General features: G+C 65.4%; 15 protein-coding genes. 7 read left to right on the top strand and 8 right to left on the bottom strand.

The window, feature by feature from the left end; genetic code table 11:
• Positions 1 to 93: 93 nt before the first annotated feature.
• On the bottom strand, positions 94 to 732 hold the full coding sequence (gene lolA / locus NRS07_RS08860) for an outer membrane lipoprotein chaperone LolA (protein ID WP_259212613.1): 639 nt from the start codon (positions 730 to 732) through the stop codon (positions 94 to 96).
• Positions 733 to 770: 38 nt separating this feature from the next.
• Positions 771 to 3,263: a DNA translocase FtsK gene (locus NRS07_RS08855; protein WP_259212611.1), complete on the bottom strand. Its 2,493-nt coding sequence runs from the start codon at positions 3,261 to 3,263 to the stop codon at positions 771 to 773.
• A 193-nt stretch (positions 3,264 to 3,456) separates the two neighbouring features.
• Between NRS07_RS08855 and trxB the strand changes: the two genes are divergently transcribed.
• The 3 genes from trxB (at position 3,457) to NRS07_RS08840 (ending at position 7,414) form a co-directional block, all read left to right on the top strand.
• Positions 3,457 to 4,413, top strand: coding sequence for a thioredoxin-disulfide reductase (gene trxB, locus NRS07_RS08850; protein ID WP_259212609.1), 957 nt, complete (start codon positions 3,457 to 3,459; stop codon positions 4,411 to 4,413).
• A 45-nt stretch (positions 4,414 to 4,458) separates the two neighbouring features.
• On the top strand, positions 4,459 to 5,124 hold the full coding sequence (locus NRS07_RS08845; protein WP_259212608.1) for a Smr/MutS family protein: 666 nt from the start codon (positions 4,459 to 4,461) through the stop codon (positions 5,122 to 5,124).
• 91 nt (positions 5,125 to 5,215) lie between these two features.
• Complete coding sequence (locus tag NRS07_RS08840) at positions 5,216 to 7,414, top strand: ATP-binding protein (RefSeq protein WP_259212607.1); 2,199 nt, start codon at positions 5,216 to 5,218, stop codon at positions 7,412 to 7,414.
• A gap of 18 nt (positions 7,415 to 7,432) precedes the next feature.
• Here NRS07_RS08840 and NRS07_RS08835 read toward each other — a convergent pair whose 3' ends face one another.
• Positions 7,433 to 8,518 carry a DUF1176 domain-containing protein gene (locus NRS07_RS08835; RefSeq protein ID WP_259212606.1) on the bottom strand — a complete coding sequence of 362 codons (1,086 nt, stop codon included), beginning with the start codon at positions 8,516 to 8,518 and terminating at the stop codon, positions 7,433 to 7,435.
• 105 nt (positions 8,519 to 8,623) lie between these two features.
• Here NRS07_RS08835 and NRS07_RS08830 point away from each other — a divergent pair, with 105 nt between their 5' ends.
• Positions 8,624 to 9,229 (top strand): trimeric intracellular cation channel family protein, encoded by a 606-nt coding sequence (locus NRS07_RS08830; RefSeq protein ID WP_259212605.1) that lies wholly within the window; start codon positions 8,624 to 8,626, stop codon positions 9,227 to 9,229.
• On the opposite strand, the gene NRS07_RS08825 is transcribed toward NRS07_RS08830, so the two are convergent.
• From NRS07_RS08825 to NRS07_RS08810, 4 genes are all read right to left on the bottom strand, one after another.
• Entirely contained in the window at positions 9,226 to 10,905 is a 1,680-nt protein-coding gene (locus tag NRS07_RS08825) for an ATP-binding protein (protein WP_259212603.1), read from the bottom strand. The genes NRS07_RS08830 and NRS07_RS08825 overlap by 4 nt on opposite strands.
• Complete coding sequence (locus NRS07_RS08820; RefSeq protein ID WP_259212602.1) at positions 10,898 to 12,367, bottom strand: ATPase domain-containing protein; 1,470 nt, start codon at positions 12,365 to 12,367, stop codon at positions 10,898 to 10,900. Before NRS07_RS08820 ends, NRS07_RS08825 begins: the two co-directional genes overlap by 8 nt.
• Positions 12,368 to 12,550: 183 nt before the next feature.
• Entirely contained in the window at positions 12,551 to 12,889 is a 339-nt protein-coding gene (locus NRS07_RS08815; RefSeq protein WP_259212600.1) for a P-II family nitrogen regulator, read from the bottom strand.
• A 96-nt stretch (positions 12,890 to 12,985) separates the two neighbouring features.
• Positions 12,986 to 15,031, bottom strand: a complete 2,046-nt coding sequence (locus tag NRS07_RS08810; RefSeq protein ID WP_259212599.1) for an NAD(+) synthase — start codon at positions 15,029 to 15,031, stop codon at positions 12,986 to 12,988.
• Positions 15,032 to 15,127: 96 nt separating this feature from the next.
• Between NRS07_RS08810 and NRS07_RS08805 the strand changes: the two genes are divergently transcribed.
• Entirely contained in the window at positions 15,128 to 16,267 is a 1,140-nt protein-coding gene (locus tag NRS07_RS08805; RefSeq protein ID WP_259212598.1) for a GNAT family N-acetyltransferase, read from the top strand.
• Positions 16,268 to 16,295: 28 nt separating this feature from the next.
• Here the strand turns inward: NRS07_RS08805 and NRS07_RS08800 are convergent, their stop codons facing one another.
• On the bottom strand, positions 16,296 to 17,210 hold the full coding sequence (locus NRS07_RS08800) for a LysR family transcriptional regulator (RefSeq protein WP_259212597.1): 915 nt from the start codon (positions 17,208 to 17,210) through the stop codon (positions 16,296 to 16,298).
• Positions 17,211 to 17,504: 294 nt separating this feature from the next.
• Between NRS07_RS08800 and NRS07_RS08795 the strand changes: the two genes are divergently transcribed.
• Positions 17,505 to 19,790: a TonB-dependent receptor gene (locus NRS07_RS08795; RefSeq protein ID WP_259212595.1), complete on the top strand. Its 2,286-nt coding sequence runs from the start codon at positions 17,505 to 17,507 to the stop codon at positions 19,788 to 19,790.
• 128 nt (positions 19,791 to 19,918) lie between these two features.
• On the top strand, positions 19,919 to 20,815 hold the full coding sequence (locus NRS07_RS08790) for an alpha/beta fold hydrolase (protein ID WP_259212593.1): 897 nt from the start codon (positions 19,919 to 19,921) through the stop codon (positions 20,813 to 20,815).
• Positions 20,816 to 20,820: the final 5 nt, after the last annotated feature.

The raw sequence follows: 20,820 nt of genomic DNA, 5'->3' as shown, positions 1-20,820 counted from the left end.
TGCGCGCGATGTGAAGAACTGGTGGGTATGCATGCCCCTAGTGTAAACGATAGGCGCAGACCATGACCCGGGTTCGCCGAGCGGCGCCAACGCTTATTGCTTTACGACGTCCGCCCCCTTGGGCACGTCGAACTTGAACTGCTGCGCCCCGAGCGCCGGATTACGCTGGAAATTCGAGAACTTCAGCACCGACACCTGCCCGAACTGGTCCTTCATCTCCATCGCCACCGGCACCCCGCCCTTGAGGCCAATGCCGATCTGCTCGAAGGTCGTGTCTTTCGTCTTCGGCACGGCAGTGAGCCACTCGACACCGTCACGTTCGCCCGCTTCGGACAAGGTGAAGTTCTTCTCCAGGTCGTTGCTGCCGAACAGTATCGCGGCTGGCGACGAACCCAGGGCATTGCCCAGCTTACGCACCGTGACCTGGTTCAGGTCCTTGTCGTAGATGTAGAGCTGCTCGCCGTCGGCCTGCAGCAGCTGGTCGTAGGGCTTCTGATAGGTCCAGATGAATTTTCCGGGCCGGGCGAACACGAAGCTGCCGCTCGAGACCGGGGCCGCCTTGCCGTTCCTGGACTTGGTCAGCTGCTGCTGGGTGAATTCGCCCCTGGCGGCCTTGGTGCCGGCGATGAAGGACTTGAACTGGTCGAGCGCGCCGGCCTGCGCGCTGCCCGCCAGGGGCAAGGTGGCGGCGATGAGTACGGCGCCGAGATAGGTCGTCAATGTCATGTGCATTCCTTGATGTGCATTGCGTGTCAACACGGGCAGCAAAATTATTCGGCGGCGGCAGCCGGCACCAGGATGTCGCGGTTGCCGTTCGATTGCATCGTCGAGACCACCCCGCTTTGCTCCATCTGTTCCAGCAGGCGCGCAGCGCGGTTGTAGCCGATGCGCAGGTGGCGCTGAACCAGCGAGATCGAGGCGCGGCGGTTCTTGAGCACCACGGCCACGGCCTGGTCGTAGAGCGCGTCGGATTCACCGCCACCCTCGCCGCTCGGCGCCCCTTCGGCACTGCCTTCTTCCAGCGTGCCGCCTTCCAGGATGCCTTCAATATAATTCGGTTCGCCCTGCGATTGCAGGTGTTTTACAACTCGATGCACTTCTTCGTCGGACACGAAGGCGCCGTGCACCCGAATCGGCAGGCCGGTCCCCGGCGGCATGTAGAGCATGTCGCCCATGCCCAGCAGCGCTTCGGCGCCCATCTGGTCGAGAATCGTGCGCGAGTCGATCTTGCTCGATACCTGGAACGCGATCCGGGTCGGGATGTTGGCCTTGATCAGGCCCGTGATCACGTCCACCGACGGACGCTGGGTCGCCAGGATCAGGTGGATACCGGCTGCGCGCGCCTTCTGCGCGATACGGGCGATCAGTTCTTCGACTTTTTTACCAACCACCATCATCAGGTCAGCCAATTCGTCGATGATGATGACGATGGTCGGCAGCTTCTCGAGCGGCTCCGGATTGTCCGGCATGATCGAGAACGGGTTCGGGATATGCTCCTCGCGCTTGGCCGCCTCGACGATCTTGGTGTTGTAGCCGGCCAGGTTACGCACGCCGAGTTTGCTCATCAGCTTGTAACGGCGCTCCATCTCGTTGACCGCCCAGTTCAGCGCATGCCCGGCCTGGCGCATGTCGGTGACCACCGGCGCGAGCAGGTGCGGAATGCCTTCGTAGACCGACATTTCCAGCATCTTCGGGTCGATCAGGATCAGGCGCACATCGGCCGGATCCGACTTGTACAGCAGCGACAGGATGGTGGCGTTGATGCCCACCGATTTGCCCGAGCCGGTGGTGCCGGCCACCAGCAGGTGCGGCATCTTGGCCAGGTCGGCGCAGACCGGCTTGCCGGCGATGTCCTTGCCCAGTGCAACCGTCAGGCTCGATGCGCTGTCGCCATAGACCTTGGAGCCGACGATTTCCGACAGGCGCACGATCTGGCGCTTCGGGTTCGGCAGTTCCAGCGCCATGTAGTTCTTGCCGGGGATCGTTTCGACCACGCGGATCGACGTGAGCGAGAGCGAACGTGCCAGGTCGCGCGCCAGGTTGACAATCTGGCTGCCCTTGACGCCGGTGGCCGGCTCGATTTCGTAGCGCGTGACCACCGGGCCCGGATAGGCTGCCACTACCTTGGCGTCGACGCCAAAATCGGACAGCTTCTTTTCGATCAGGCGGCTGGTGAATTCGAGCGTCTCGATCGACACGGTTTCCTGGGCCGGCGGCGCTTCGTCGAGCAGTGCCAGCGGCGGCAGCGGCGAATCCGAGGCCAGCTCGTGGAACAGCGGCGTTTGCATTTCTTTCTGGGCGCGCTCGGACTTGGGCACGTTCACCATCTGCGGCTCGATCTTGATCGACGGCGCGGCGGCCTGCGCCGAAGGCAATGCGGTAGTCACGGCCGGCACCGGCACCGGCGCCGCGGCCACCGGCCGGATCGGCGCGCCGGCACCGAGGTCGGCGTCGTCGAATTGCGGTTCGGCTTTGAGCACCGGCGGCGCCGGGTGCTTCTCGGTATATTTCTGGCGTTCGTGGACCACGACTTCGTCGCGCTTGACGGCGGCGGCTTCGCCCTGCTTGCGGTCTTCGTGGTCTTCGATGCGCAGGCGGAACCAGTCCAGGCTTGACTCGACCGCCCCACCAATGCGCTCGGCCACGGCCAGCCAGGAGACCTGGAAGAACAGCGAGAAACCCAGGCCGAACAGCAGCAGCAACAGCAGCGTAGCGCCGGTGAAGCCAAAGGCGACGTGGCTGGCGTGGCCGATCAGCTGGCCCAGCACGCCGCCGGCCGCGCGCGGCAGCTCGACATTCCACGACCACATGCGCAGGTATTCCAGACCCAGGCTGCCGGCCAGCATGATGGCGAAGCCGGCCCAGCGCACATACATTTCGCCGGCGTGCGGCGGCTCTTGCGGCGGGTCCAGGCGGTCGGTCAGGCGGCGCCAGCCCATCCAGACCCCGCGCAAGAAGATCACGCCCCACCACCAGGCCGAAAAGCCAAAGATAAACAGCAGCAGGTCGGACAGCCAGGCGCCGGCACGCCCGCCCAGGTTGGCGACCTTGGCCACCGCATTGGCATGCGACCAGCCCGGATCGCCCTTGTTATAGCTGATCAGGATCAGCACGAAATACAGGAACACGACCGCCATCGCGATCCAGCGCGCTTCCGACAGCAATCGCGAGAGACGCCCCGGCAGCGGCCGGCGCGCGGCGCCGCCCGTGGTGTGCGAGGTGCGGGTATATCCTGAGGTGCTGGCTTGGCTATTCTTGCTCATGCGAGGTAGTGCTGAAGTGTTCTGCAGAAGTGTCCGCTATCGGCGATCCGGACATTCTAAGCCATATACGGCTGGGCCGACCACGATTCATGCTCGCCTGCATCATCGCTTATAATCGCAGGCTGCACGACTAGCCTTGATTCTTGTGGCAAGCGCCCCCAGTTTCCATCTGTTCATATCTAAAGAAGCCTTGATGACTACTACCAAACACGCCAAAGTCCTGATTCTCGGTTCCGGTCCTGCCGGTTACAGTGCAGCCGTCTACGCCGCGCGCGCCAACCTCAAGCCAATGCTGGTCACCGGCGTCGAACAAGGAGGCCAGCTGATGACCACGACCGACGTCGAGAACTGGCCCGGCGACCCGCTCGGCGTGCAGGGTCCGGAGCTGATGCAGCGCCTGCTGCAGCACGCGGAGCGCTTCAATACCGAGATCGTATTCGACCACATCCACACCACCTACCTGAACGAAAAGCCGATCCGGCTGGTGGGCGACTCCTTCGAGTTCACCTGCGACGCCCTGATCATCGCCACCGGCGCCTCGGCCCAGTACCTTGGCCTGCCGTCGGAGCAAGCCTTCATGGGCAAGGGCGTGTCGGCCTGCGCCACCTGCGACGGCTTCTTCTACCGCAACCAGGAAGTCGCGGTCATCGGCGGCGGCAACACCGCGGTCGAAGAGGCGCTCTACCTGTCGAACATCGCCAACAAGGTCACCCTGATCCACCGCCGCGACAAGTTCCGCGCCGAACCGATCCTGGTCGACCGCCTGCTGAGCAAGGTAGAAGAAGGCAAGATCGTGTTGGAATATAACCACACGCTCGAAGAAGTCGTCGGCGACCAGAGCGGCGTGACCGGCCTGCGCATCACCTCGACCGACACCGGCGTGACCAAGGACTTGAGCGTGCACGGCCTGTTCGTGGCAATCGGCCACAAGCCCAACACCGGCATCTTCGAAGGCCAGCTCGACATGCACAACGGCTATATCAAGACCCGTTCGGGCCTGGAAGGCATGGCCACCGCCACCAGCGCCCCGGGCGTATTCGCGGCCGGGGACGTGCAAGACCACGTGTATCGCCAGGCAATCACCAGCTCGGGCACCGGCTGCATGGCCGCGCTCGATGCCCAGCGCTACCTGGACGAGCTGGAAGGCTAAGCCGGCAACGGCGCCTGACAAACACCGCTTGCGGCGAGGCTAGGCATGAAAGACTTCTCTGAACTCAAGGGCTTGCGCGACCAGCTCAAGGAAGACGAGCGCCTGCGCGCCATCGAGCGGGCCGCGCGCGACAAGCGCGAGGCGCTGGCGCGCGAACGCGCCGTGGAATTTCGCGGCGCGATGGCGGGGGTCAACAAGATCCCCGAGTCGGATCGCTATGTGTACCGTCCGGTGTATGTCGCCTCCGAGCGCGCCTTCCAGGACCGCCGCCCGCTGACCGAAGCCGAGGAAACCGCCGAGGTGCTGCGCGAATCGCTGTCGGACGGGTTCGACGTCGACGGCCTGCTCGACGAAGATCCGACCCTGAGCTATGCCCAGGCCGGCGTCGGTCCGGACGTGGTGCGCAAGCTGCGCAAGCGCCACTGGCCGGTCCAGGACGAACTCGACCTGCACGGCATGAACCGCGACCAGGCGCGCGCAGCCGTGGTCGACTTTCTCCAGCGTGCCACCCGGCGCGGCGTGCGCTGCCTGCGCATCGTCCACGGCATCGGCTATGGCTCGCCGAAAGGCCAGCCAGTGCTGCGCGGGATCGTGCACAGCTGGCTGGTGCAGATGGACGAGGTGGTTGCCTTCTGCGTGGCCGGCAAGAAGGATGGCGGTCATGGCGCGCTGGTGGTCTTGCTGCGCGCCGCGCTCGACGCCCGGGACTGAATAAGTAGTGCTTGTCAAACGCGCATGGCTGGCGGCTGAACATGGGCAATCGATGTAGAATTTGCAAGGCCGGCAAGTGCTGGTCTTCGAGATGAGAAAGGCGCATGTGGAAGAGAAAATCGTGATTCCGATGGTGCATGGCCGCCAGGTCGACCTGCTCTCTTGTACCGACGAACCGATTCACATTCCGGGGTCGATCCAGCCGCATGGCGCCCTGCTCTTCTTCACGCCGGCCGGCAAGCTCGAAGGCTGGAGCGCGAACGCCCCTGCGCGGCTCGGCATCGAACCCCAACTTGGCAGCCCTCATACGCTGCTCGCGCTCCCGGCCGAGGCGCTCGAGCTGGTTGGCGAGTACATCGCGGAGCCGGATGACGAGCTCGCCCCCTCGGTGGTTGCGGTGACGGTCGCCGGTGCCGACTACGACTGCATCGTGCATGCCGCTGAGGGCCGCATCATTGCCGAATTCGAGCGGCGCGACGTGGCGTCAAACGAGGTGGCGCTGTTCGCCGTCAAGGCACATGGCTCGATCGAGCGCCTGCGGCGGCAAAAGAGCATCGACGCCCTCTTGACCAGTGCGGTGCAGCAGGTCCGCGAATTCACCGGTTTCGACCGCGTGATGGCCTATCGCTTTCGCGCCGACGACAGCGGCGAGGTGGTCGCCGAAAGCCGGCGCGACGATCTCGTGCCCTATCTCGGACAACGCTATCCAGCCTCGGACATTCCGGCGCAGGCGCGCCGTCTCTACCTGCTCAACACCCTGCGCATGATCGTCGATACCGGCTATGGCGCGGTGCCGCTGCTCGGCGAACCCGGCGCCATCGCGCTGGACATGAGTCACGCGGTACTGCGTAGCGTCTCGCCGGTACACATCGAATACCTGAAGAACATGGGCATCGCGGCGTCGATGAGCGTGTCGATCGTGATCAACGGCCGCTTGTGGGGGCTGATCGCCTGCCATCACATGACGCCCAGGCTGGTCCCGTATGCGATCCGCATGGCGGCCGACGTGCTGGCCCAGGTCATGGCCTCGGCCATTCACAGCATCGAAGCGCGCCAGCAGTCCGATCTGGTAGAACGCTCGTCGAGCGCCCGCACCGCCCTGATCGAAGACCTGTTGCTCGACGAAGAACCGCTGGACGTGCTGCGACGCCATGCGCAGGCGCTGATGGACTCGGCCGCCGCCCAGGGCATGATTGCCAGCCATTACGGCAAGCTATTGGTGCGCGGCGAGCTCGCGCCCGGACTTGCCGAAGCCATCATCGCCACCCTGCCCGCGAGCGGCCACGACATGGTGGTGCGCGAAGCGCTCGATGACTGGCCCTCGGCGCTGCAGGCGCGCCTGGGCAAGTGGGTCGGCCTGCTGGCCCTGCCCTACGAACCGGCCGCCGACGGCTGGATTGTCATGCTGCGGGTCGAGCAGATCGAGCAGGTGACCTGGGCCGGTCGTCCCGAAAAGAGCATCGCGACTGGCCCCCTGGGGGCACGCCTGACCCCGCGCGGCTCGTTCGACGCCTGGTACGAGACCGTGCGCGGCCGCGCACTGGAATGGGAGCAGACCGTGCTGGCCAACGCCAGGCTGACACTGGCGGAACTGGTGCGTGTAATGAATGCGCGCCGCGCCCAGCTCGATTCGACCCGCGCGCAATTGCTGGCGATGCTGGGGCATGACCTGCGCGACCCGCTCCATTCGATCAACATGGCCGGCATGGTGCTTGAAAAGGGCAACAGCCAGGCTGTGCTGGGCCGGCGCATCCAGTCTTCGACCAGCCGCATGCAGCGCATGATCAGCCAGGTGCTCGACATGAGCCGCATCGACGGCGGCATCGGCCTGGGCGTCGCGCGCGAGCCGGTGGATCTGGCCGCGCTGGTCGAAGACCTGATCGACGAGGCGCGCGTTTCCTATCCGGATATCGCATACGAGCTCGATTGCCCAGCGCCCGTAACCGTGCCTGCCGACAGCGGACGCATCGCCCAGGTGCTGTCGAACTTGCTGAGCAATGCGCGCCACCACGGTGCGCCGGGCCAACCGGTGCGCATGCGCGTGGCGATCGAAGGCGAAGAAGTCGTGGTCGAAGTGAGCAACGCCGGCGCGCCCATCCCGCTTGATGTCGTCGCGACCCTGTTCAATCCCTTCAAGCGCGCCTCGCTGCACAACCCGCGCAACCGCACCGGAATGGGCCTGGGCCTGTACATCGCGCAGCAGATCGTGCGCGAGCACCAGGGGCAACTGGCGTATCGCCATGCCGACGGCCAGGTGGTGTTTGCGCTGCGGCTGCCGCTGCACTGCTGACCCGGGTTCGGGCTCTGGCTAGCCCCCGAACCTGCGCACCTTCGTCACCAGCACCGGCAGGTGCCAGGCTCCGCCTGGTGCTACCAGCCGGCACATGCCGCCCGTGCTCGCTGCGCTGTGCACGAAGCGCATGCCGTCCCACACCCATTCGTCCGACGCGCGGCAGTCTCCCAGTCCGCGGCCCTTGTGGGTCGCGCTGATGACGCCGTCGGCGTAAGCGGTGCCCTGCGTGGTCACCAGCACCGGGGCATAGGGCGGCGCGGCATTGACCACCCAGTAGCCGGCGCCGGCGTTGTAGGCCCCGGCCCAGCAGCGCGCCGACACCAGCAGCCGGTCGTGCGACAGGCGCACCACCGTCAGCGCATTGCCGCCATTGGCGACGTCGGCCAGGTCTTCGCATTCTGCGCCTCCCGTAGCCGAATACAGCTCGCCGAGCAAGAGCCGCATCTGGTCGCGCGGCAGCTTGTGCGGGGTAGCTGGCGGCACCAGCGCGGCCTCGACGACCGGCGCCGCCAGTGCTGGCGCCACCAGCGCCTCGGGCCTGCCTCCCTTGCGCACCAGTGCGCCGGGCGTGCCGAGCCGGCCCTGGAATTCGTCCATTTTCAGCAGCACTGCGGCAGCCCCCTTGCCGGAGACGCTCCAGTGCATGCCGCCCCCTTCCCAGTCGAGCGTCGCCTTGCCCGCTAGTGCCGCCACCAGCGCCTCGGCCTGCCTGCGGCTCAGGTCGGCAATCATGGTATCGCGGTCGACCGCCACCGTGCCTGCCACGCGGCCGTTGATGCGCATGGTAAGCAGGTTCGATTTCGATAGCCGCGCCGCGGTTTCATCTTCGCCATAGGTACCGACCTGGAAGCGCGCGCTAACCGGCGCACCGGGCCCGGCCTTGCGCACCAGCAGCACCGAAGCAGCCGTCGGCTCGCCTTCTTCTACGTGGTAGCCAGCGGCGTAGCAGGTACGGGTGTTGTCGCACGAGAGCTCCCAGTCGAGGTGCTGGTAGCGCGCATGCGCCAGGCCGCCAGCGGCGGCGGCGCCGGCGGCGAACGTGGCACCGACCGTCGCCAGCATGACGACGGCGAGAGCGATGAAAGGATGGGTCTTAACCATGGTTGCTCCAGCTACATTACATATCGCATTAGGGCGGACGAATGCCCTTACGTTCATGGTGAGCCGCATGGTAGTCTAATAAAAGTTCCTCCTAAGCTCTTGCGCATGACCCTAATCAAGTTCATTGAAATCATGGCGATCCTGGTCGGCGCTTTTTCCGGCTTCATCGAGGCCCGGCGCAAGCGCATGGACCTGGTGGGCGTATTCACGGTAGCTTTTATTACCGCTTTCGGCGGCGGCACCTTGCGCGACATCCTGCTCGACAAGCGGCCGCTGTTCTGGGTAACGCACCAGGAATACGCGATCCTGATCTTCGTGCTGGCGCTGGTGGCCTCGCCGCTGATCCGCACTTTGCGCCAGATCGTCTCCGAGCGCCTGATCGTGATCGCCGATGCGGTCGGCCTGGGGCTGTTTTCGATCGCCGGCGTGTCGGCCGCGCTGGCCGCGGACATGCCGATCTTCATCGCATCGATGATGGGCGTCATTACCGGCATCTTTGGCGGCGTGATGCGCGACATCGTCTGCAACGAGGTGCCGATGGTTTTCCGTGACGGCAAACCCTATGCGCTGTGCGCCTTTCTCGGCAACTGGATGTTCCTGTTGATGGGCATGTATGGCGTCGGCCACGATTTCGCGCTGTGGTCGAGCGCGCTGTTCATCAGCGGGCTGCGCCTGGTCACCTGGAAGTTCGATCTGCGCATGGGGCGCTAGGCTTCCTGCCGCAGTGCAGGCGTACCGAGCAAGCGCGCCAGCGCCTTGCGCAGCACTTCCTGCGTGTAGGGCTTGGCCAGCACGCCCAGCTGCAGGCCGTGCAGGCGCTCGGGCGCGATCACATAGCCGCTGGCGAGCAATATCGGCAGGTTTGGAAGGCGTTTTCTTAGTTCGCGCGCCAGCTCGATGCCATCCATCCTGCCAGGCATCACGACGTCGGAAAACACCAGGTCGAACTGCCCGAGTGGCTGGTTCAGGGCCTCGTCGGCGTCGCGCGCCAGGGTCGACACGCAGCCCAGATTGTCGAGAATGGCCATGGTCGCGTCGGCAACTTCGGGATCGTCTTCGACATACAGTACCTGGGTTCCGGACAAGCGCCGCACACCTTCTACCGGGTCCACGATCACCGGCTCGGGTGTCGCGGCCTGCCTGCTGCGGGGCAGCAGGATCGACACGGTCGTGCCCTGCGCGGAGGTATCGATCCAGGCCGTGCCCCCGGACTGGCAGGCGAACCCGTACACCTGGCTCAAGCCCAGGCCGTTACCGGACCCGACGGGCTTGGTCGTGAAGAAGGGATCGAAGGCTTGCTGCTTGACGTCCGGCGCCATCCCCCGGCCGGTATCGGTGACCGTGATCTGGACGAAGTCGCCCTGGAACTCGCCGAGCCCGTGCAGCTCCGGCGAAGGCAAGCTCAGGTTGCGGGCACCAATGACCAGCTTGCCGCCGGCTGGCATCGCATCCTTGGCGTTGACCGCCAGGTTCAGCAGCGCGACCTCGAGCTGGCCCGGGTCGGCATCGGCCAGCCAGAGCCCGGGGGCGATCTCGAAGCCGAGCGGGATCTGCTCACGCAGCGATTGCTGCAACAGGTCAGCCATCTCGTCGAGCTGGCGGGCAATATCGATCGCGCCCGATGCCAGCGCCTGGCGCCTGCCGAATGCCAGTAGCTGGTGGGTCAGCCTGGCGCCGCGCGCGGCGGCGCGCTGGATCGCATGCAGCGCCCGCTGGAACGGTTCGCTGCCGGGTTCGACCAGGGGCAGTAAGGTAGCCGACCCCTGCACCACCTGCAGCAGGTTGTTGAAATCGTGGGCCACGCCACCGGTGAGTCGTCCGATCGCTTCGAGCTTGCGCGATTCGTTCAATGCGCTCTCGACCCGCTTGCGCGTCTCGACTTCGGACACCAGTTGCGAGGTTCGTTCCAGCACGCGCTGCTCGAGCAGCGTGGCTGCGGCCGACAAGGTGCGCATCTGGTCGCGCACCGTGAACTGCCAGGCCCGCGCGCGGCAGGCCGAGTCGAACGAGGCGCGCAGCAGGTTGGGCGCGGTGGGCCGGTGCAGGATCGTCAGGTTCGCGAACTGGCGCAGGAAATCCCATTGGACACCCGAGCCGCCGCGCGCGGCTTCGGCGCTCATGACGATCAAGGGCAGGTCCGACCAGGGCGGCTGGTCCTGCAAGGCCGCGACCAAGGGTGACGCAAACGCTTCGAGTACCTCTTCGGTCAGCACCAGCAAGGTCAGGTCGCCGTCGCGCACCGCTTCCGTGACCGCAACGCCGCAGTCGCAGCCGCGCACGCTCGCCCCCCAGGACTCGAACAGGCGTGCCAGCGCCGGCGTGTCATGGCCGAAGGGCGCGCATACGGCCACGTTAATCGGCCAGTCGGCCTTGCGCGGGTCAGTCATCGTGCCGGCCCGGCTGCCCCCGTGTCAGGCGCGGGACACCGCTGAGCACGCCGACCAGGCCATCGAGCTGGGCCCCGACCTTGACGCCACTGGCGGTGATGGAAAATTCGCGGATGGCCGTCTCGTGCCGGCCGGGCCGCTTCTTGACCACGGAAATCGCCTTGCGCACCGCGCCGTCAGCCTCGTAATAGCGCAGCAGGACCACGGTATCGCTCAGGAAGCCGACGTCGAGCGGATCGTGCACGTTCTCGAGCAGCCCCGATTGACCGACGATCAACATGGTGAGCACGCCCCGGTTCGACAGGTAGCTCAGCAATTCGTGCATCTGGAGCAGCAGCGAGGTTTCCTCGTGCATGGTCTCGAGATAGGAATTGAGGCTGTCGATGACCACGACGGCGGCCTGCTGATCCTCGACCTGGCGCCGCACTTTCCAGACAAACTCACCTGGCGAAATACGCGAAGGGTTGATGCGCTCCCAATGAATCCGGCCATCGGCGATTGCCTCGGCGGCGCGCATCGACAGGCCGGTGGCGCGGTCGAGCAGGGTCTCCTTGTTTTCATCGAAGGCAAAGCAGGCCACGTGCTCGCCCTGCTCGGCCGCCACGTTGGCGTACTGCAGCGCCAGCGACGACTTGCCGACCCCGGTCGGCCCCAGGATCATGACTGCCGTGCCACGCGCCAGCCCGCCCCCGAGCATCTGGTCGAGCTGCGGGATCTGGCTGGCAAAAGCGCCGTGTGCATGCTGCTTGGCATGCTCGTCGGCAATCAGGCTCGGGAACACATAGACTTCGCGCGCGGTAATGGCAAAATCGTGCCAGCCGCTCTGGAAATCGGCGCCGCGCATCTTCACGACGCGCAGGCGCCGCCGCGCGGCCCCGAATTCGCGCTCGCGCTGCTCGAGCGTGAGCACGCCATGCACGGTGCCTTGCAGGTCGAACTGGCGCGGCTCGTCGGTCAGGTCGTCCATCAGCACGGTGGTGCACTGCTGCTTGAGCAAGAACTGCTTGAGAGCGACGATCTGGCGCCGGTAGCGCATCGAGTCGTTGGCGACCATGCGCAGCTCGGACATGGAATCGATCACGACGCGCGCGGGGCTGGCCTGGCGGATCGCTGCGGTGATCAGCTCGATGGTCTTGCCAAGTTCTGCCTCGGTGGGAAACAATACGCTTTGCTGCTGGTCGAGCTGGGCTTCGGCCGGCACGACCTCGTGCAGTGCAATGCCGTCGAGCGGCCAGTCGTGGCTGGCAGCGGTGGCGCGCAGTTCATCGGCGGTTTCGGACAGCGAGACATAGATCCCGCGCTCGCCCTTGGCGGCGCCGTCGATCAGGAAGCGCAGGCCCAGCGTGGTCTTGCCCGAGCCGGGCCGCCCTTCGATCAGGTGGATGCGGTTCTTGGGAAATCCGCCGCGCAAGACAAGGTCGAGCTCCGGGATGCCCGTGGGGATTTTTTCGATATCGCTCAAGTTCTTTTCACTCTCATAAGATGGAAATGGGAGCGGTCTTCGAAACACGCAATTTTGTCAATAAAGCAATGCGGATATCTTAACGTAACTTGAGCTGGGGCCGCAGCGGCGTTCAGGCCCCTGCGGCGACAGACTAGGACTACAGAAGGTGTACGGGCGGCATGCTGTGCCCGCCCCGCGAGCTCAGACGGCGTCGGCCCCGGTCTCGCCAGTGCGGATACGGATTACCTGTTCCACGTTCTGCACGAAAATCTTGCCATCGCCAATCTTGCCGGTGCGCGCAGCCTTGATGATGGCGTCGACCACGCCATCGGCCATGGCATCGTCGACCACCACTTCGATCTTGACCTTAGGCAAGAAGTCGACCACGTATTCGGCTCCGCGGTAGAGCTCGGTGTGACCCTTCTGGCGACCGAAGCCCTTGACCTCGGTGACGGTCAGGCCGGTAACATTGACATCGGCCAGGGCCTCGCGCACTTCGTCGAGCTTGAACGGCTTGATCACGCAGGTTATCTGTTTCATTTTTTTCCTTAAACAAAGAAAGGGGCCTCGAGAAACCGTAGCGCGCATCGCAGGCCGACAGAGCAATGCGCAGCAGGTGTATCGAGGTCTCCACGGTTAATCGGGAATATTGTCGAGGTCATCCATCCAGACGGTGGCTTCGGAATCGGACGGCGCGCGCCAGTCGCCGCGCGGCGACAGCGAGCCGCCGTTGCCGACCTTTGGCCCGTTGGGCACGCACGAGCGCTTGAACTGGCTGGTCTTGAAGAAGCGCCACAAGAAGATGCCCAGGTTCTTCTTGATCGCGGCGAGCTCGTACTGGTTGCGTTCGAGGGCCGCGTTGGGCCACTTGCCCTGCTCGCGGTCGTGCCAGGCCGACCACGACAGGAAAGCCACCTTGCTCGGCTTGAAGCCGAAGCGCAGGATGTAATACAGGTTGAAATCCTGCAGCTCGTAGGGGCCGATGACGTTCTCGGTGATCTGGGCCGGCTTGCCGTCGTCCGCCCCGGGCACCAGCTCGGGACTGATCTCGGTGTCCAGGATCTTGAGCAGCACCCCGGCCCCGTGCGGAACCACCGCGCCGGTCTCGGCGACCCAGCGCACCAGGTAAGAGATCAGGGTCTTCGGCACGCTCGCATTGACGTTGTAGTGCGACATATGGTCGCCCACGCCATAGGTGCACCAGCCCAGCGCCAGTTCGGACAGGTCGCCGGTGCCGATCACGATCGCGTTGTGGAAGTTCGCCAGCCGGAACAGGTGGTTGGTGCGTTCGCCCGCCTGCACGTTCTCGAAGGTGATGTCGTAGTCAAGCTTGCCCTCGCTGTACGGGTGGCCCAGGTCCTTGAGCATCTGGATGCAGCTTGGCCGGATATCGATCAGCTGGGCGCTGCAGCCCACCGCCGCCATCAGGTCCTTGGCTTGCTCGAGGGTGCGTTCGCTGGTGGCAAAGCCGGGCATGGTATAGGCCAGGATATTCGAGCGCGGCAGGCCGAGGCGGTCCATCGCATGGGCGCAGACCAGCAGCGCATGGGTCGAATCGAGACCGCCCGACACCCCCAGCACGACCTTCTTGATGCCGCTCGCGGTGAGGCGCTGGATCAGGGCCTGCACCTGGATGTTGTAGACCTCGGTGCAGCGCTCGTCGCGCCGGGCCTGGTCGGCCGGCACATACGGGAAGCGTTCGACGGTGCGCGCCAGCGCCAGCTCGCGCTCGATGGGCAGCGCCAGCTGGAACGCTACCCGCCGGAACGCCGACACCTCGGTGGCATGCCGGCGTACCGAGTGGGCAAACGTGGTGGTACGCATGCGCTCGTTGGACAGGCGCTCGAGGTCGATGTCGGCGAACAGCAGGTGCGACTCGTCGCTGAACCGCTCGGACTCGGCCAGCAGATCGCCTCTTTCGTAGATCAGCGACTGGCCATCCCAGGCCATGTCGGTCGTCGATTCGCCCCGCCCGGCCGAGGTGTACAGGTAGGCCGCCAGGCAGCGCGCCGACTGCTGGCCGACCAGCTGGTGCCGATAGCCGCTCTTGCCCACCACCACGTTCGAGGCCGACAGGTTGACCAGCACCGTGGCGCCGGCCAGGGCCGCGAACGACGATGGCGGAACCGGCACCCAGAGGTCTTCGCAGATCTCGACGTGGAACCGGAACAGGGGCAGGTTCTCGACCTCGAACAGCAGCGCCGGACCGAAGGGCACGGGGGCGCCGAACAGGTCGACCTGATCGACTGCCGCGCAATCGGCGGCACTGAACTGCCGGGATTCGTAAAATTCGCCATAATTGGGCAAAAAGCTTTTTGGCACCACACCGAGCACGCGGCCACCGGCCACCACTACCGCGCAATTGTAGAGCTGGTGATCGACCACGAGCGGCAAGCCGACTACCATTGCCAGCGGCAATTCCTGCGAGGCCTCGACAATGCTTGCCAAGCCGTCGAGGCAGGCGTCGAGCAGCGCGCGCTGGTGGAACAGGTCGTCGCAGCTGTAGGCCGACAGTCCCAGTTCGGGAAAGGCCACCAGCACGGCGCCCTCGAGGGCGGCCTGGCGCGCGAGCGCGATGGTCTGCTCGACATTAAAGCCCGGATCGGCAACGCGGCAGCGCGGGACGGCCACGGCGACGCGGGCAAAGTGGTGCGTATAGAGGTTGAAGAATCGCTTGGTCATGGTGGGGTCTGGTGCGCGCTGGCCGGCGCCGGGCTCGCCGATCGCAAGGGTGCGCAGGGTCGCAATCTATCCATTCGTTTTGCTACGGAAGTCAATTTGAATTATCGCACGCATATCGTTTCTTCTCTGCCCGAGCTGGGGCAGGCCCGCTGGGATGCGCTGGTGGCAGCGCAGGACAATGCCAACCCCTTCCTGTCGTATGCCTTCCTGCACGCGCTGCACGCCTCCGGCAGCGCCGCGCCGGAAACCGGCTGGCAGCCGCAGTACATCGCGCTGTTCGACGGCGAGCAACTGGTGGCCGCGCTGCCCCTGTACGTCAAGCAGCACTCGTACGGCGAATACGTGTTCGACTGGGCCTGGGCCGACGCCTACCAGCGCCATGGCCTGGATTACTACCCCAAGCTGCTCGCGGCGATCCCGTTCACGCCGGTGGCCGGGCCGCGCCTGCTGGCCATCGACGATGCCGCGCGCGCCGCGCTGATCGCGGTGCTGGTGGCCGCGCAGCGCGCGCTCGACGTCTCGTCCACCCACATCCTGTTTCCGCCAGAAGCCCATGCGCGCCAGCTGCAAGACGCCGGCTTCATGCTGCGCAGCGGGGTGCAGTTTCATTGGCTCAACGGGGGCTATGCGAGCTTCGACGAATTCCTGGCTACGCTCGAACCGAAAAAACGCAAGAACATCCGCGCCGAGCGGCGCAAGGTGCGCGAAGCTGGCGTGAGCATGCGCCGCGTGCGCGGGCGCGATGCCCTTGATGCCGACTGGGCGCTGTTCAACCGCTGCTACCGGCACACCTACCAGGCCCACCACTCGACGCCCTACCTCAACCTGGATTTCTTCCGCCGCATCGGCACTGCGATGCCGGACAATATTCTGCTCGTCATCGCCGAGCGCGACGGGCGCGATATCGCCGCCTCGCTGGTGATCCACAACGAGACCACGCTGTTCGGGCGCTACTGGGGCGAACTCGAACACGTACCCTGCCTGCATTTCGAGGCGGCGTATTACCAGCCACTCGAGTTCTGCATCGAACAGGGCATCGCGGTCTTCGAAGGCGGCGCCCAGGGCGAGCACAAGATGGCGCGCGGCTTCCTGCCGACCCGCACCTGGTCGGCGCACTGGCTGGCGCATCCGTCGTTCGCCGATGCGATCGAGCGCTTCCTGGAGCGCGAAAGTGGCGGCATCGACGCGTACCTCGATGAACTCAACGAGCGCAATCCGTTCCGCGCACCAGGCTAACTGCCGCGGAAAGCGCGGCGCGGGCCGATCAGCGGTGCACAGCCTTGCCCTGCACGAACAGGTCGGGATGGCTTTCGGCGCATTCGCGCAGCAAGTCCCACACCACTTTCACGCGCCGCAGCCGGTACAGGTCGGTGGGTGCGGCCAGCCAGAACGAGCGCTCGGCCTGGAAGCCGGGCAGCACCCGCACCAGCCGGCCGTTGTCCGGCACCGCATAGGGCGGCGCCATCATCAAGCCCATGCCGAGCGAGGCGGCCTCGAGCTGGGCGGTCATGCCGGAACAGCACATGCGGCGGCGCGGCGTGAAGCCCAGTTCGTTCAGGTAGGACAGTTCGCGGCTGGCCAGCCGGTCCTGTACGTAGTCGACGAAGTCGTGGCTGGCGAGATCGGCCAGGGAACGGATCGGCGCATGCTTGGCCAGGTAGATCGGCGCGGCATACAGATAAAAATGGAACGAGGCCAGCCGCGTCACCATGTAGCGCCCGGTCGTGGGCGCATCCATCATGACGCCCAGGTCGGCTTCGCGGTTGGCCAGGTTGGCAAAGCTGGGCAGCGCCAGCAGGTCGATCGACAGGTCCGGATTCTGTTCGAGCAGCGGGGCCAATAGCGGCGCCACCACGCGCACCCCGAACACCTCCGGCACGCCAAGGCGCACCACGCCATGGGCCGCGACCTCGGCCCCGCCGATCTGCTCGGCCGCGGCCAGCGCCGCTCCTTCCATGGCTTCGGCATGCGGCAGCAGCGCCTGGCCGACCTCGGTCAGCTCGTAGCCTTCGCGCGAGCGGTCGAACAGCGTGGTCTCGAGCTGGGTCTCGAGCCGGTCGATGCGGCGCGCCACCGTCGTGTGCTCCACTTCGAGCCGGCGCGAGGCGCCCGACAGGGTGCCGGCGCGCGCCAGCTCCAGGAAGAAACGCAGGTCGGTCCATTCGGGCAGCGTATTCATCGGATCGCTTGTTCAATATCAAGAAGTCATATTGTGCACTAGTGCACATTCCCCCTGCAATCATTTGAAGTCAAGCCGCCCCTGCCGCACGCAAGTCGTCTACGCGGCGGCCCGTTCCCGCTCACTTCCCCGAAAACACCAGGCGCAAGCTTGCACAGCACAACCGGGGTAGCCTGTGCATTTTTGCACAAAGGGGTGGGCGAATGTTGACTATCGAACCAAACTCAACCGAGGCACACTGTTCGGTATGCGAAAACCTGAACGCATGCCGCTATCAAAAATTAGGAGACATCGATGCGTCTGACCAAGAACAAAATGAAGCTGCTTAACCCTGCAATACAGTCCGCCGTGGCCCTGCTCGTCCTGTCGGGCGGTAGCGTGGTCCACGCCCAGGATGGCGCCGGCGCCCCGGAGGCATCCGCCGACCAGGCCGTGACCAAGGTGGTCGTGACGGCGCGCCGCCGCGAAGAATCACTGCAAGACGTGCCGGTCTCGGTGACCGCCTTCAGCGCCGACCAGCTCTCGAAAGTGGCGACGCCGGACATTACCGCCCTGGCAACCGCGCTGCCGAACACCACCCTGAAGGCTTCGCGCGCCACCAATTCGACCCTGACCGCCTTTATTCGCGGCGTCGGCCAGGCCGACCCGCTGGCCGGCTTCGAGGCAGGCGTGGGCATCTATATCGACGACATTTACCTGGCGCGCCCGCAAGCGGCGGTGGCCGATATTTACGACGTCGAGCGCATCGAAGTGCTGCGCGGCCCGCAGGGCACGCTGTACGGGCGCAACACCATCGGCGGCGCCGTCAAGTACGTCACCCGCAAACTGGCCCCGCGCACCGACGCCCGCCTGCGCGCCACCATCGGCGAATACGGCCAGAAGGAAATCGTCGCCACCGCCAGCACCCCGATATCAAGCACCGCCCGCATCGGCGGCACCTTCGCCCGCTTCAAGCGCGACGGCTTCGGCAAGAACCTGACCACCGGCGGCGAAAACTACGACAAGGACGTCACCGCCGCCCGCCTGTCGGCCGAATTCACCCCGACGCCCGACCTGTTCATCCGCATCGCCGGCGACGCCACCCAGGACGACTCGAGCCCGAAGAACGGCCACCGCCTGATCGTCGGCCGCACCAGCGGCGCGCCGATCCTGGGCAACGTCTACGACACCCGCGCCAATCTGACCAAGGCGCTCGGGCGCGACCAGGAAGTGACAGCGCACGGCGTCTCGGCTACCGTCGAGTACACCATCAACAACGAGTGGTCGGTAAAATCGATCACGGCCTCGCGCAAGGACAAGTCGTACGCACCGATCGACTTCGACTCGCTGGCCGTGACCGACTTCCATGTGCCGGCCCTGTACACCAACGAGCAGTTCAGCCAGGAATTCAACCTTACCTACACGGGTGCTCGCCTGCAGGGCGTGGCCGGCATCTACTACATCGACGCCAACGCCTTCAACAAGTTCGACACCATGCTCGCCGGCGCCGTGCCGACGTCGACCTTCACCAGCGGCGACGTCGACACCAAGGCCTGGGCCATCTATGCCGACGGCAGTTATCAGCTGACCGACGCGGTGAGCCTGTCGCTGGGCGGGCGCTACACCGTCGACCAGCGCGACGCCGAAGTGCTGCGCCAGATTTATTTCGGTGCCAACGGCACCCCGGGAATGGGCAATCCAGGCGCGGTCCTGTTCCGCACCGACACCGACCTGCGTGGCGGCGTCCTGAGCCGCGAGGACAAGAAGTTCACCCCGCGCGTGGCCGTGAACTACAAGATCAACCCGGACCACAACGTGTATGCCTCGTACTCCGAAGGCTTCAAGGGCGGTGGCTTCGATCCACGCCTGAACGTGGTCGGCACCCGCATTCCGCTGGCGGTGGCGCGCGCCGGTTATGCCCCGGAAACCATCGAGACCTACGAACTGGGCCTGAAGTCGGCCTTCCATGGCAACCGCATCACGACCAACGCGGCGGTGTTCTACAGCGACTACCAGGACGTGCAGATCCCGGGCTCGGTGGCGATCGACACCAACGGCGACGGCCGCGACGACAGCTTCGCCGGCGTGACCACCAATGCCGGCAAGGCCAAGATCAAGGGCCTCGAACTCGAAGCGGTGGCCAACTTCACCTCGAACTTCATGGTGGCCGGCATGTATAGCTACATCGATGCCGAGTACAAGGAATACTTCGTGGCTGGCGTGAACGTGGCCGGCGCACGCAAGTTCCAGAACACCCCGAAGAACTCGGCCAACCTGCGCGTGAACTACGATATCCCGCTGCCGGTCATGGGCCGCGAAGGCAAGCTCTCGCTCATTGGCAGCGCTTCGCACAAGGGCGCCACCGCGCAGTTCGAAACCGCATCGCTGATCGACCAGGAATCGTACAAGCTGTACGACGCATCGATCGTCTGGACCCGTCTCGATGGCAAGATCCGCGCTGGCCTGCACGGCAAGAACCTGGGCGACAAGCGCTACAAGACCGGCGGCTACCTGTTCCCGACCCTGGGCAACGAGGGCACCCTGACCGCGTTCTACGGCAACCCGCGCCAGGTCTCGGCCACGCTCGAGTACCGTTTCTAAACCTTCGTTTTACCAGGCAGCACCGCCTGGCTGGCGCCTTTTCGCTGAAAAGCGCGCCGGCCGGGCCGGTTGCAGCCTGTTTTTCACCCGAACCACCGTAGCGCGAACGACTGACAGGATAAGCCAGCGTGTCCACATTCACTCCAATGAGCTATCTCAGCAGCGACGGGCTGGCGCTGTACGCACGCGACTATGCTGCAACCTGCGCGGCAGGTGCCGCGCCTACCGGGTTGCCGGCAAAATGTCCCGTGATCTGCATCCACGGCCTGACCCGCAACTCGAGCGATTTCGACGAGCTGGCGCCGCTGCTGGCGGACATGGGCCGGCGCGTGATCGCGGTGGACGTGCGCGGGCGCGGCAATTCGGCGCGCGACCCGAATCCGGAAAACTACAACCCGGTGGTCTATGCCGGCGACATCGTCAAGCTGATGCACGACCTCGGGATCGCCCGCGCCGTCTTCGTGGGTACCTCGATGGGCGGCCTGATCACCATGACCCTGGCGGCGCGCCACCTCGACCTGATTGCCGCCGCCATCATCAACGATATCGGGCCAGTCATGTCGCGGCGCGGGCTCGAGCGCATCGCCGGCTACGCGGGCCGCTGCGGCACGCTCGCCAGCTGGGACGAGGCGGCCGGCTACCTGCGCGACATCAATGCCTGCGCCTTCCCTGCCAACAGCGACGCCGAATGGGCCAAATGGGCGCGCCGCGCATTTGAAGAGAAGGATGACGGACAGCTGGCCCTGCGTTACGATCCGAATATCGCCACGGCGATCCAGACGGGCAAGCTGCGCCCGACCTCGCTGGCAGCGCGCATGGCGTTTCGCCGCCTGGCACGGCGCCGCCCTACCCTGCTGGTGCGCGGCGCGCTATCCGACCTGGTCGAACCCGAACAGGCCAGCTGGATGCGCAAGGCAGCCCCAGAACTGCAGTACGCCGAAGTACCCGATGTCGGCCACGCGCCCATGCTCACCGAGCCTGAAGCGCTGGACGCGATCCGCCAGTTTCTGGCCAGGGTACCCTGAGGAAC

Source organism: Massilia sp. H6, assembly GCF_024802625.1.
In the GTDB taxonomy this organism is placed as follows: domain Bacteria; phylum Pseudomonadota; class Gammaproteobacteria; order Burkholderiales; family Burkholderiaceae_D; genus Telluria.
This window is presented reverse-complemented; position numbering and strand designations above follow the sequence as displayed.